At 67.5% G+C, this 12091-nt stretch carries 9 protein-coding genes; 1 reads left to right on the top strand and 8 read right to left on the bottom strand.

Features of this window, described 5'->3' with window-relative positions; translation table 11 throughout:
* Nucleotides 1-391: 391 nt before the first annotated feature.
* The 7 genes from VSR71_RS21340 to VSR71_RS21310 form a co-directional block, all read right to left on the bottom strand.
* Complete coding sequence (locus tag VSR71_RS21340; RefSeq protein WP_342915837.1) at nt 392-1126, bottom strand: DUF4088 family protein; 735 nt, start codon at nt 1124-1126, stop codon at nt 392-394.
* 58 nt (nt 1127-1184) lie between these two features.
* Nucleotides 1185-3026, bottom strand: coding sequence for a methyl-accepting chemotaxis protein (locus VSR71_RS21335; protein WP_342915836.1), 1842 nt, complete (start codon nt 3024-3026; stop codon nt 1185-1187).
* 32 nt (nt 3027-3058) lie between these two features.
* Nucleotides 3059-4708, bottom strand: a complete 1650-nt coding sequence (locus tag VSR71_RS21330; protein ID WP_342915925.1) for a methyl-accepting chemotaxis protein — start codon at nt 4706-4708, stop codon at nt 3059-3061.
* A gap of 129 nt (nt 4709-4837) precedes the next feature.
* On the bottom strand, nt 4838-5335 hold the full coding sequence (locus VSR71_RS21325; protein WP_342915835.1) for a chemotaxis protein CheW: 498 nt from the start codon (nt 5333-5335) through the stop codon (nt 4838-4840).
* Nucleotides 5336-5452: 117 nt separating this feature from the next.
* The gene (locus VSR71_RS21320) at nt 5453-5860 is read right to left on the bottom strand and encodes a response regulator (RefSeq protein ID WP_342915834.1); all 408 of its coding nucleotides are present in this window, start codon (nt 5858-5860) and stop codon (nt 5453-5455) included.
* 223 nt (nt 5861-6083) lie between these two features.
* Nucleotides 6084-8048, bottom strand: coding sequence for a bifunctional diguanylate cyclase/phosphodiesterase (locus tag VSR71_RS21315; RefSeq protein WP_342915833.1), 1965 nt, complete (start codon nt 8046-8048; stop codon nt 6084-6086).
* 126 nt (nt 8049-8174) lie between these two features.
* The gene (locus tag VSR71_RS21310; RefSeq protein WP_342915832.1) at nt 8175-9941 is read right to left on the bottom strand and encodes a methyl-accepting chemotaxis protein; all 1767 of its coding nucleotides are present in this window, start codon (nt 9939-9941) and stop codon (nt 8175-8177) included.
* 589 nt (nt 9942-10530) lie between these two features.
* Between VSR71_RS21310 and VSR71_RS21305 the strand changes: the two genes are divergently transcribed.
* A complete protein-coding gene (locus VSR71_RS21305) occupies nt 10531-10839 on the top strand; it encodes an H-NS histone family protein (RefSeq protein WP_342915924.1) in 309 nt (102 codons plus the stop codon).
* Nucleotides 10840-10921: 82 nt separating this feature from the next.
* On the opposite strand, the gene galE is transcribed toward VSR71_RS21305, so the two are convergent.
* The gene (galE, locus tag VSR71_RS21300) at nt 10922-11941 is read right to left on the bottom strand and encodes a UDP-glucose 4-epimerase GalE (protein WP_342915831.1); all 1020 of its coding nucleotides are present in this window, start codon (nt 11939-11941) and stop codon (nt 10922-10924) included.
* Nucleotides 11942-12091: the final 150 nt, after the last annotated feature.

The following is a 12091-nucleotide window of genomic DNA, read 5'->3' as shown; positions in this document are numbered from 1 at the left end:
CTGGGCGGGTACAACGTACGACTTAAAGGAACTGCGCCCGTGTCACACTGTTATCAGCCCCGTTACAAGTGTTACAGAGTGTAAGTGAGACTGGTACGTTTATATCGGCAATCTGCCCGCAATGCCAATCCCTACTTACGCGGGGGGTTCGTAATGTCGCACGAAACATACATGGCTCGGCGCGGTTTGTGACGTTTCACGGAACTGTCATTTGATTCCGATCAACGCTGCACCGCAATCGTCATAGCGGTCAAACGCGCGACGCTGAGGTCCGGGTGCCTGCTGGATTCCTCTATTGACGAAGTGAGTGCGGAGTGCTTATTGCGCACGTGGCTCCCTGCCCTGTCCGAAAACGGCATGTCCAGAATTCGCTGCCCGGGCACGCGCGCGTTCAGCCGCCGAACATGCGCCGCAGCCACGCCGCGAGGCGCGCAAAAACATCGTCGGGCGCGTCGCGGAACAACGCGGGGCGCGAGCGCTCGACCTGCTCGAGCACGCGCGCGGCTTCTTCCGGCTGCACCGAGCCATACTCGAGCGCCAGTCCCAGCATGCCGCGCAGCTCGCCGACGCGGGCACGGCCCGTGGCCTCGTTGTCTTCGGTCTGCAGCGCGTACATCAGGTCATAGGCGCGCTGGCGCAGGCTTTCGGCCAGTCGCCATGCCGGCGTGCGCATGCGCTCCTCCAGCGCGCGCACGTCTTCGGCCGAGGCCGCGACCTGAGTCGCAAGGGCTTCGGTGAAGCCGGCATCGGCCCCGCATTCGGTCAGCACCTTCGCGGCCCATTCGCGCGCATGCGCAAGGCGCTGCGCCGCGGTCCAGTCCGGCTGCACCGCAAGGCCAAAGCCGAAGCGCTGCGCGTCGCGCATCAGCGCCGCCAGCGCGTTGGGCAGTTGCTTGTCGAACACGCGCCGGGCCCAGCCGTACTCGCCGCCGGACAACAGCCGGTTCACGGCGCGCTCGGTCAGCGGGCCATCGTGCTGCAGCAGCCTGGCGCGCAGGAAGTCGTTGAACTCGGGCGGCAGGAACTCGCGGTCCAGGCCGGTCGAGACGCCGATGAACTGGTCGAATTCCTTGCGCAGCCTGGCCGCGTCATCAGGCGGCAGGGCCAGGGTGATCTCGCTCGTCATAGCATTGCCATCACGGGCCGCGCCGCGGCCCGTGGTTCGGGTAGAAGGCGCCGGTGGATCAGAATGCGCTCCAGTCGCCGTTGTCGGCGCCGGCCAGCGCGGGGCGCGACGCGCGTGCGGTGGTGGCCGGCTGCACCGGCTCGGCGGCGTGCGGCGTGTCGGCTTCAGCGGATGCCGCTGCGGTCACTGCCGCGGTTGCCGCAACCGGAACGGCCGCTGCCGCGCGCATGTACGAGGCCGGCGTGGGCATTTTCCCTGCGGCCTTGCCGGGCCCCGCGGCGGAGACCGGCTTCGTGGCGGGTAGCGAGAACGACGCCTGCGCATCCTCCGCCGACAGGCGGAACATCGCCACCGCGCCCTGCAGGCGGCCGGCCTGCTCTTCCATCGCGCCGGCTGCGGCCGCGGCCTGCTCGACCAGGGCCGCGTTCTGCTGCGTCACCTCGTCCATCTGCGCCACGGCCTGGTTGACCTGCTCGATGCCCGAGCTCTGCTCTGCCGAGGCCGCGCTGATCTCGCCCATGATGTCGGTCACGCGCTTCACCGCCTGCACGATCTCGTCCATGGTCTTGCCGGCCTGGCCCACCAGCGCCGAGCCGTTGTCGACCCGCTCGACGGTATCGCCGATCAGGCCCTTGATCTCCTTGGCCGCATTGGCGCTGCGCTGCGCCAGGCTGCGCACCTCGCCCGCGACCACGGCAAAGCCGCGGCCCTGCTCGCCGGCGCGCGCGGCTTCCACCGCGGCGTTCAGCGCCAGGATGTTGGTCTGGAAGGCAATGCCCTCGATCACGCCGATGATGTCGACGATCTTCTTGGACGCATCGTTGATTTCGTCCATGGTCTGCACCACGCGGCCGACCACTTCACCGCCGCGCAGCGCGGTCTCCGATGCATTGGCCGCCAGCCCGCTGGCCTGGCGCGCGTTGTCGGCGTTCTGGCGCACGGTGCCGGTCAGCTCTTCCATGCTGGACGCGGTCTCTTCCAGCGACGCCGCCTGCTGCTCGGTGCGCTGCGACAGGTCGTTGTTGCCGGCCGCGATTTCGCGCGAGGCGGTGCCGATCGATTCGGCCGACTCCTTGAAATCGCGGACCATGTGCGACAGCTGCTGCTGCATCTGCTGCATGGCATAGACCAGGCTGCTCTTGTCGCCGGCGCGCGTGGCCACCGGCGCGGAGAAGTCGCCGTCGGCGATGCGCTTCGCGATCTCGGCCGCGTAGCCCGGCTCGCCGCCGAGCTGGCGCGACAGCCCGCGCGCCAGGAACACGCCCAGCAGCACCGACAGCGCGACGCCGCCCAGCACCAGCGCCAGCATCCACACCCGGGTGGCGTCATAGACGCTGCGCGCTTCTTCGTTGTTGCTGCGGGCGCGGTCGTCGCGGCGCTTGACCATCTTCGCCATCACGTCTTCCAGCGCGTGGCTGTCCTTGAGCAGGTCGGCGCTCTCGGTGAACACCTGGCTCTCGAACTGCGAGGTATCGAGCGGCTGCTTGCTGACCAGCTCGACATACTTTTCCATGCGCGCGCGGAACGCCGGCGACAGGTCGTGGTACTGCTTGACCAGCGCCTTGCCCTCAGGCTGCTCGAAGGCCTTGGACACCTGGCGGATACGCTCGTCCATCACGCCCAGCGACTTGGCGATCAGCTCCTTCTCGGCGGCGCGCTCGCCCATGGTCGACGCCGACAGCAGGCCGATCTGCGCGCGGCTGGCGTAGACCAGGTTGATGTTGGCGTCCTGCACGGCCTTGAGCGCCTGCAGGTCGCCGTGATAGATCTTGTCGGTCCAGTCGGCCATGCGACCCATGTTGACGACGCCCAGCAGGCCCATGACGGCACCGATCACCGCGACGACCAGGAATCCGGCAACCAGCCTGGTCGTGACGCGCAATTGATTGAACCACTGCATAGCAACTCCCCCTTGTTACTGATAGCTTCGTACTAGGCCTGTGCCCGGGACCGGGCCGCCGCTTCGCGCTGCGCAGCCGGCAGGCGTTGCGGACGGACTTCGGCCTGCATGCTGACGCGGAAAGTGGCGACGGCATCGCGCAGCCGCAGCGCCTGCTCTTCCAGCGAGCCCGCCGCCGCTGCCGCCTGTTCCACCAGCGCGGCGTTCTGCTGCGTGCCTTCGTCCATCTGCGCCACGGCCTGGTTGACCTGCTCGATGCCGGCGCTCTGCTCGGCCGATGCCGCGGTGATCTCGCCCATGATGTCGGTCACGGACTTCACCGCCTGCACGATCTCGTCCATGGTCTTGCCGGCCTGGCCCACCAGCGCCGAGCCGTTGTCGACCCGCTCGACGGTATTGCCGATCAGGCCCTTGATCTCCTTGGCCGCATTGGCGCTGCGCTGCGCCAGGCTGCGCACTTCGCCCGCGACCACGGCAAAGCCGCGGCCCTGCTCGCCGGCGCGCGCGGCTTCCACCGCGGCGTTCAGCGCCAGGATGTTGGTCTGGAAGGCAATGCCCTCGATCACGCCGATGATGTCGACGATCTTCTTGGACGCATCGTTGATCTCGTCCATGGTCTGCACCACGCGGCCGACCACTTCACCGCCGCGCAGCGCGGTCTCCGATGCATTGGCCGCCAGCCCGCTGGCCTGGCGCGCGTTGTCGGCGTTCTGGCGCACGGTGCCGGTCAGCTGTTCCATGCTGGACGCGGTCTCTTCCAGCGACGCCGCCTGCTGCTCGGTACGTTGCGACAGGTCGTTGTTGCCGGCCGCGACCTGGTGCGTCGCCGTGGAAATGCTGGCCATGCCTTCCTGGATTTCATGCACCACCGACATCAGGCTGCGCTGCATGGTCTGCATCGCCTGCGCGAGCGCGCCGATCTCGTCGTTGCCGCGATGTTCGAAGCGCGTGGTCAGGTCGCCCGCGCCCAGGCGCAGCGCAAAGTCCAGCATGTCGCGCACCGGCCGGTGCACGCGCGCCAGCAGCATGGTGCCGGCCGCGAACGAGGTCGCCAGCGCCAGCGCGAAGCCGCCCCACAGCCACGGGCGCAGCGTCGCGGCGCCCGCCGGGTTCAGGATCTCGACCGCCGCCAGCGCCGCCAGGAACCACACCAGCCCGCCCGCCTGCGCCCACAGGATGCGGCGCTTCAGGTTTATGCGCAGCGCGCCTTGCGCCAGGCCGGCGAGCCCGGTGCGCATCACGGCGCCGTCGCGGATCGCCAGCCCCGCTGCGCGTCCCGCGCGGAAGCGCGCATACAGCGCACCGGCGGCTTCGACCTGCTCGCGCGAGGGCATCGAACGCACCGAGGTATAGCCCACCACGCGCCCGTCGATGCGCGTGGGCGTCACGGTGGCGGCGACCCAGTAGAAGTCGCCGTTCTTGCGGCGGTTCTTGACCACGCCCATCCAGGTGCGGCCGGCTTCGAGGTTTTGCCACAGATCGGCAAACGCCTCGGGCGGCATGTCGGGGTGGCGCACCAGGTTGTGCGGCGCGCCCAGCAGTTCCTCCGCCGCATAGCCGCTGGCCTCGATAAAGGTGCGGTTGGCGAAGGTGATACGGCCCTTGAGGTCCGTGCGCGAGATCAGGTAGTCAGATGGTGAGAGCTGGTATTCGCGCTGCGTAACGGGTTGGTTGTTTCGCATGGATGACATCGATACTGCTTGCCCGGGAAACCATGGCTGCCAGGCCTGGCGCAATTCCGGGCGGTACGATCCGGCAGGCGTGGGACGCCAGCGGGACGGCGGGGGCAAAAAATGGCAGGTGTGGCAGGGTCAGGCCACGGCGTCGAGCGCGGCCAGTTCTTCGGTATTGAGCAGCTTCTCGATATCGACCAGGATCAGCATGCGCTGCTCGACCGAGCCGAGGCCGCGGATGTAATCGGTAGCCAGCTCGCCGGAAAAATGCGGCGTGGGCTTGATCTGCGCGGGCGTCAGCGTCAGCACGTCAGAGACGCCGTCAACGACGATGCCGGTGGTGCGCTCGTTGAGATCGACGATGATGACCACGGTGTACTGGTCATAGCTGACGTTGGCCTGGCGGAACTTGATGCGCAGGTCGATGATCGGCACGATGATGCCGCGCAGGTTGATCACGCCCTTGATGTATTCGGGCGCATTGGCAAGCTGGGTGACCGACTCGTAGCCACGGATTTCCTGTACTTTCAGGATATCGATGCCGTACTCTTCGCGGCCCAGCGTGAAGGCCAGGAATTCCTCGCCCGCGCCTTCGTTCACGCCTGCGGCGCCGTTTGCCTTGTCGATATGCAGCATCGTCAGCCCCCATGTCTAGTCATGCCGGTTTCCTGGCGCAATGCGCCGGGGCGTGATTCCGCCCTCCAGTGTTTACGGCAGCAACCGGGGTGACTGAAGCCCGACGCGGCGCCTTCCTCACCCTTCCGACGAGGGGTGCGGAGGCGCCAGCACCGCTGCCACGGCCTGCATCAGCGCATCGGGATCGAAGGGCTTGGGCAGGAAGCCCGAGGCGCCCGCGGCGCGGGCCTGCTCGCGGATGCTGCCGTCATGCTCGGTGGTCAGCATCAGGATCGGGATGGCGGCGTAGCGCGCGCTGGCGCGCAGGCGGCGGATCAGGGTCAGTCCGTCCATGCCGGGCATGACCTGGTCGGTGACCAGCATGCCGAACGCGGCATCGTCCGCGGCCGCGGTGTCAGCCAGCGCATACGCCTGTTCGCCGTCGGCGGCCTCGGTGACGTCGAACCCGCCGGCACGCAGGCATGCGCCGATCATGCGGCGTAGCGAAGGGGAATCGTCGACGACGAGGATGCTGGGCAATGACATTGGCGCCTCCGTTGGCAGGGCTCGGTTGATCCGCCGAATGCTGAAGCAGTGCTTGGCGCGGGTGGCGCGCGGCCGGCGACGGACAGGCCGGCGCAGGGCCGCGCTGCAAGCGCGCGGGCCCTGCCAGCGTAGATATCGGCGCGGCAAGCGCGACGCTTTAGCGTTTTTGGCGTTTTTTCGGCCTGGTGTTTCCGCATGCGGCGCGGGTGCCGGGAGGCGGCGCTCAGGCTTGCTGCGGTCCGCGCAACGCCTCGGCAAACCCTCCCGCATCGAGCGGCAGCGACAGCAGGTAGCCCTGCACCTCGTCGCAGCCCATCTCGTTGAGGATTTCCAGCTGCGAGGCCGACTCGACGCCTTCGGCCACCACCTTCATGCGCAGCTCGTGCGCCAGCGCCACCATCGAGCCGACGATGGCGCGCCCTTGCGCGTCGGTGTCGAGCCCGCCGATCAGCGTGCGGTCGATCTTGAGCGTGCCCACGCGCAGGCGTTTGAGATAGCCCAGGCTGGAATAGCCGCTGCCGAAGTCGTCCAGCGCCACCTGGATGCCGAGCGACTGCAGCTCGGCCAGCGTCTCCAGCGACTTGCCGATGTCCTTCATGGCGGCGGTCTCGGTGATCTCCAGCGTGATCGCCGACGGCGGGATGTCGTGCTGGTGGATCTGCTCGAGCAGGTACTGCGGGAAATTACGGCTGGCGAAGCGCAGCCCCGACACGTTGATCGCCACCGGCACGGTCGGCAGGCCGGCGTCCTGCCACTGGCGCACCTGGCGGCAGACGCTGGTCAGCACCCAGTCGTCGAGCTTGTCGATCTGGCCGGACTGCTCGGCCACGGCGATGAACTCGGCCGGGCTGACCTGGCCCAGCGCGGGATGGCGCCAGCGGCACAGCGCCTCGGCGCCCACCACCGTGCCGCGGCGGGCGTCGTATTTGGGCTGGAACTGCAGCGACAGCGCATCATCCTGGATCGCCAGCCACAGGTCGCGGCGGATCACGCGGGTGCGGCGGGCGCGCTCGCCGGCGGCGCTGTTGAACAGGCGCACCTGGTTCGAGCCGCTTTCGCGGGCCTCGGCCAGGCTCACGCGCGCGGCCTGCATCAGCGCCTCGGACGTCTGCGCGTCGCGCGGATAGATGGCGATGCCGATATTGACGCCGATCTGCATCTGCAGCCCGCGCGCAGCGATGAATTCGGCCAGCGAGCCCAGCACGCGCGAGCCCAGCTCCTGCGCGCGGCCGTGGTGCACCAGCTCCGGCACGCCGACGGCAAACTCGTCGCGCGCCAGCCGGGCCAGGAAATCGTGCGGCTCCAGCACGGCCTGCGCGAGCGCGCCGGCGTCCTGCGCCAGGATATCGTCGGCGCGGATCTCGAAGACTTCGTCGACCTCGCGGTAGTCGGCAATATGGATCAGCAGCACGGCGCAGCCGGTGTCGGCCAGACGCGCCTGGGCCATGGCCTGGTCCAGCCAGCGGCCGAACGCGACGCGGTCGGGCATCACGGTGGCGACGCTGTACTCACCCACCGTGCCCTGCCCGCGCGCGGTGGCGCGCACCGTAAGCCGCCCGGGAATGCGGGCGCCGCGCCGCACCAGCCGCGGCTCGGGGCCGCGTACCAGGGCGGTGGCGGCATCGTCGGCAAGATCCTCGGCGGGGCTGGTCTCGGTGCGCGATACCGGCAGCCAGCCGCGCGACTGCGCCCGGTGCAGCGCTAACATCAGCGCGCACAGCGCGGTGAGTCCGCCTGCCAGCCAGGCGGGATGCGGCAGTCCGGCCGCGTCGATGCAGGCGCGCGCCGAGGGCGCGCCGGCGCCGCAGGCCCGCCCCAGGTGGGTGCCGGCCGCGGCCACCATGCCGGCGCCGGCGAGCACCGCCAGCACCGCCGCGCCGCGCCACAGGCGCGCGCCCTGGCGCAGCCACTGCAGCAGCAGCTTGGCGGCGCTGGTGGCGCCCGCGGCGGCAGCGAAGCTGGCGGCCATCTGGGCAGTGTCGTTGGCCGCCGGTACGCTGCCCGACAGCACCACCACCACCACCGGCAGGCTGACGGCCAGTTGCGACAACAGCGCCGCCGACCAGGTCAGCGTGCGCAGCGACCGGCTTCCGGCGCCCTGGTCCGCACGCCCGGCACGGGCGCCGAGAACGGCGGCCACGCCCAGCAGGGCGGCGAGCAGCAACAGGACGGTACTCAGGGAAATCATTGGGCTGCGCGGAGGGAAAGAAAATGCGCGAAGACAAACCCGACGCGGGGCAAACCTCGCATCATGGCATCTTGCGGTCGCCGTGTGAACAAAACAATACGGGGGTCCCCTGCCGGGGACAGTTGTTTAGAACGCACTCCAGTCATCGCCGCTGCCGGCAGCGGCCGCCGCCGGGCGCGGCACGGGGCGCGCTGCATGGCTCGGGGCCGCGGTTCGCGCCATGGCAACGCGAGGCGCGACCGGTACGAAAGCCGGTGCGGCGGCCGGGGCGGCAGCCCCGGAGCGGGCCACCGTAGCGCCTGCATGCACGGGCGCGATGCGCGAGGCCGGGGCCACGGCACCTCCTGCGAGGGTAAAGACCGAAACCACGTTCTTCAGCTTCTGCGCCTGTTCTTCCAGCGCCCCGGCAGCGGCCGCAGCCTCTTCCACCAGCGCGGCGTTCTGCTGCGTGACTTCGTCCATCTGCGTCACGGCCTGGTTGACCTGCTCGATGCCGGTGGTCTGCTCCAGCGAGGCCGCGCCGATCTCGTTCATGATGTCCGTCACGCGGCGCACCGCCTGCACGATCTCGCCCATGGTCTGGCCGGCTTCCGCCACCAGCCGGGTGCCGCTTTCCACGCGCTCGCCCGACTCGCCGATCAGCGCCTCGATCTCCTTGGCCGCCGAGGCCGAACGCTGCGCGAGGCTGCGCACCTCGCCCGCGACCACGGCAAAGCCGCGGCCCTGCTCGCCGGCACGCGCGGCTTCCACCGCGGCGTTCAGCGCCAGGATATTGGTCTGGAAGGCAATGCCCTCGATCACGCTGATGATCTCGACCACCTTGCGCGAGGCGCCGTTGATCTCGTTCATGGTGTCGACCACGCGGCCGACCACGTCGCCGCCCTTGAGCGCGATCTGCGACGCTTCGTTCGCCAGCACGCCGGCCTGGCGGGCATTGTCGGCGCTCTGGCGCACCACCGTGGTCAGCTCTTCCATGCTGGCGGCAGTCTGCTCCAGCGACGAGGCCTGTTCCTCTGTGCGCTGCGACAGGTCCTGGTTGCCGGTGGAAATCTGCTGCGTGGCCGACGCCATCGAGTCGGCACCGGTACGCACTTCGGCGACGATGCCCGACAGGCTGGCCTGCATCTCGGCCAGCGCCTGCATCATGCGTCCGATCTCGTTCTTCGAGATGCTGGTGATGCGTGAAGTCAGGTCGCCGCGCGCAATGCGCTCGAACACGGCCAGCGCTTCATGCACGGGCGCGACGATGGCGCGGTTCAGCGCCACCGTGCACAGCACCGCGACCGCAAGCCCAAGCACGACCAGCGCGATCGACAGCGTGCGGATGCTGGCAAAGCTGGCCTGTGCGGCGTCGAAATTCGCCTTGCCGGCGCTCAGCTGGAATTTCTGCAGCGCTTCATGCGCGGTGGACATGCTGCGTTGCAGGTCGGGCAGTACCTTGCGGGCCAGGCGCACCGCCTCATCCTGGTTGCCGGCCAGCGTCGCCTGCTGCAGCGGCAGCACGCCCTGCTCGAGGAAGGCCTGGCGCTGGCGGCCGAGTTCGGCGGCGAGCGCCTTTTCCTGGTCGTTCTGCGGCAGGCTGGTGTAGCGCTTCCAGGCCGCTTCGGACGCCTCCACGAACACCTTGGAGCGATCCACGTTGACCTTGGGATCATCGGGCTCGCCCTGCATCACGTTGCGGTCCAGCGCCAGGCGCATGCGGGTGGTGGCCAGCATGGCGTCGCTCAGTGCAATGGCAGAAGCCAGCCGGTTGGAATACGTGTCCTTGAGCGAGTCGTTGCTGGACGAAATACCGTGCAGGCCCGCGCCGCCGACCAGCAACAGCAGCACCGACAGCATTCCCATGGCGCCCCGCAACAGGGTCTTGATCTGGATATTGTTGTGGAAAGACATTGTTGAAAGGAAAACGTAAGCATTCCGCGAGGCACACCCCTGGCCTCGTTACGGCAAGACCAGACACCCGCTTGATCCGCCCTGCCCGGATAACGGCGCGGCCATCTGGTACTTGAGCAGAAGCGCCCGCGCGCGCGGCAAATGGTCGGAATCAAGCCAGATGTCGGATATACGGCACGCCGCGTGTCACGGCATGTAAGCAGACGCTTTATTCGCCGGGGCGGCGCCGATTATGGCAATTTGATTTCGAGCGGCGCCGGCGCAGCCCCGGCAGCGCTGGTTTGGGCGGATCGGTCCGGTCAGGGCGATTTATGTGCCGGCCCCGCAGTACAGGTGGTTCAGCGTCGCGTTCCGCTTCAAATCCGGCGGGGTGACCGGAATGGTTCACGAAAGTTCACGGCAATATCGGCGGCAAGAATTTTCGCAAAAACCATGCTGGAATAGCGCCCCGGCATTTGCAGCGGCTCGCTACCCCGTTATAATTGTTTTCAGCATTTCAGCACACCAACAATGCAGCACTGCGCAACCTTGCGCGACATCCGCTGTATCGACACCCACGCATATCACCCCACCGGAAACCGAGGACGCAATGGCGACTTATCAGGAAATCGTTCAGAAAATCAGTGAACTGCAGAAGCAAGCCGAGGAAATCAAGGCGCGCGAGCAGGCTACGGTGATCTCGGATATTCGCGAGAAAATCGAGCAATATGGCCTGACCGCTGAAGACCTGGGTTTTGGCGCGAAAGCACCGGCCGGCAAGAAGGCAGTCAACCGCAAGGTGCCGGTGCGCTATCGCGACAGTGCGGGCAATACCTGGACCGGCCGCGGCAAGCGTCCGGGCTGGCTGACCCAGGCCCTGGCCCAGGGCAAAACTGTCGAGGACTTCCTGATTCGCTGAAGCGCCACGCCGGCGGCTTGGCAAAACGCCACGGTTGCAAGCCGTGGCGTTTTTGTTTGGTGTGTTTTGCCGGAACTGCCGCTCAGGCGTCAAACCCCTGCGGGTTCATCGACTGCCAGCGCCAAGAGTCCTGGCACATGCGCTCGATGCCGTGCTGCGCGCGCCATCCCAGCAATTGGTTGGCCAGCGCGGGATCGGCATAGCAAGAGGCGATATCGCCCGGGCGGCGCGCCACGATCTCATACGGCACCGGCCGGCCACTGGCTCGCTGGTAGGACTCGACCACCTCCAGCACGCTGTAGCCGCGGCCGGTGCCCAGGTTGACGGTCATGCCCCGCTCCTGGTCGCGCAGGTAGACCAGCGCCGCCAGATGCCCGTCGGCGAGATCGCACACGTGGATATAGTCGCGCACGCCGGTACCGTCGGGCGTGGGATAGTCGCCACCGAATACCATCAGTTTCTCGCGGCGCCCGCCGGCCACCTGTGCCACGTAGGGCATCAGATTATTCGGAATTCCGCGCGGATCTTCGCCGATCAGCCCGCATTCGTGCGCGCCGACCGGATTGAAATAGCGCAAGTAGGCAATGCGCCATGCCGGATCCGATTTTTCCAGGTCGCGCAGGATTTGCTCGCCCATCAGCTTGGTCTGGCCATACGGATTGGTCGCCGACAGCGGGAAATCCTCAAGGATCGGCACAGTCGCGGGATTGCCATAAACCGTGGCCGAGGAACTGAACACCAGTTGTTTCACCCCGGCTGCACTCATGGCGGCGCAGACCGTCAGCAGGCCGTCGAGGTTGTTGCTGTAATACTGCAGCGGCTGGCTCACGGATTCGCCCACTGCCTTGAGCGCGGCAAAATGAATCACGCCGCTGATGCGGTGTTCGGCAAAAAGCCGGTCCAGCAAGGCGCGGTCGCGCACGTCGCCCTGGACAAAATGCGGGGTCTTGCCGGTAATGGCAGCAAGCCGCTCGATCACTATCGGACTGCTGTTGCACAGATTATCCAGTCCGATCACGTGGTAGCCGGCATTGAGCAGCGCGACCCAGGTATGCGAGGCGATATAGCCGGTGGCGCCGGTAAGTAGCAGGGTTTCGGGCATGGGAATTAGCGTCGGATTTCGATTCAGGGCGGCGTGGTCTCAAGCGCAATCGTGCAATGCCTGATGCCGCACATTGAGCCCGCGCAGGCGGTAGTGTCGCCTATTATCCACGAAGAGTCAGCCGTGCCCGGTCAGCTGGCACACACAGTT

It is taken from the genome of Cupriavidus oxalaticus (assembly GCF_038900635.1).
Taxonomy (GTDB): domain Bacteria; phylum Pseudomonadota; class Gammaproteobacteria; order Burkholderiales; family Burkholderiaceae; genus Cupriavidus; species Cupriavidus oxalaticus_B.
The sequence above is the reverse complement of the archived record's forward strand: the minus strand, read 5'-3'. Positions and strand labels throughout refer to the sequence as shown.

Bases quoted from the DNA above. Each gene is read 5' to 3' on its own strand.
- VSR71_RS21340 (WP_342915837.1), bottom strand. From the start codon at position 1,126: ATGACGAGCGAGATCACCCTGGCCCTGCCGCCTGATGACGCGGCCAGG.
- VSR71_RS21335 (WP_342915836.1), bottom strand. From the start codon at position 3,026: ATGCAGTGGTTCAATCAATTGCGCGTCACGACCAGGCTGGTTGCCGGA.
- VSR71_RS21330 (WP_342915925.1), bottom strand. From the start codon at position 4,708: ATGCGAAACAACCAACCCGTTACGCAGCGCGAATACCAGCTCTCACCA.
- VSR71_RS21325 (WP_342915835.1), bottom strand. From the start codon at position 5,335: ATGCTGCATATCGACAAGGCAAACGGCGCCGCAGGCGTGAACGAAGGC.
- VSR71_RS21320 (WP_342915834.1), bottom strand. From the start codon at position 5,860: ATGTCATTGCCCAGCATCCTCGTCGTCGACGATTCCCCTTCGCTACGC.
- VSR71_RS21315 (WP_342915833.1), bottom strand. From the start codon at position 8,048: ATGATTTCCCTGAGTACCGTCCTGTTGCTGCTCGCCGCCCTGCTGGGC.
- VSR71_RS21310 (WP_342915832.1), bottom strand. From the start codon at position 9,941: ATGTCTTTCCACAACAATATCCAGATCAAGACCCTGTTGCGGGGCGCC.
- VSR71_RS21305 (WP_342915924.1), top strand. From the start codon at position 10,531: ATGGCGACTTATCAGGAAATCGTTCAGAAAATCAGTGAACTGCAGAAG.
- galE (WP_342915831.1), bottom strand. From the start codon at position 11,941: ATGCCCGAAACCCTGCTACTTACCGGCGCCACCGGCTATATCGCCTCG.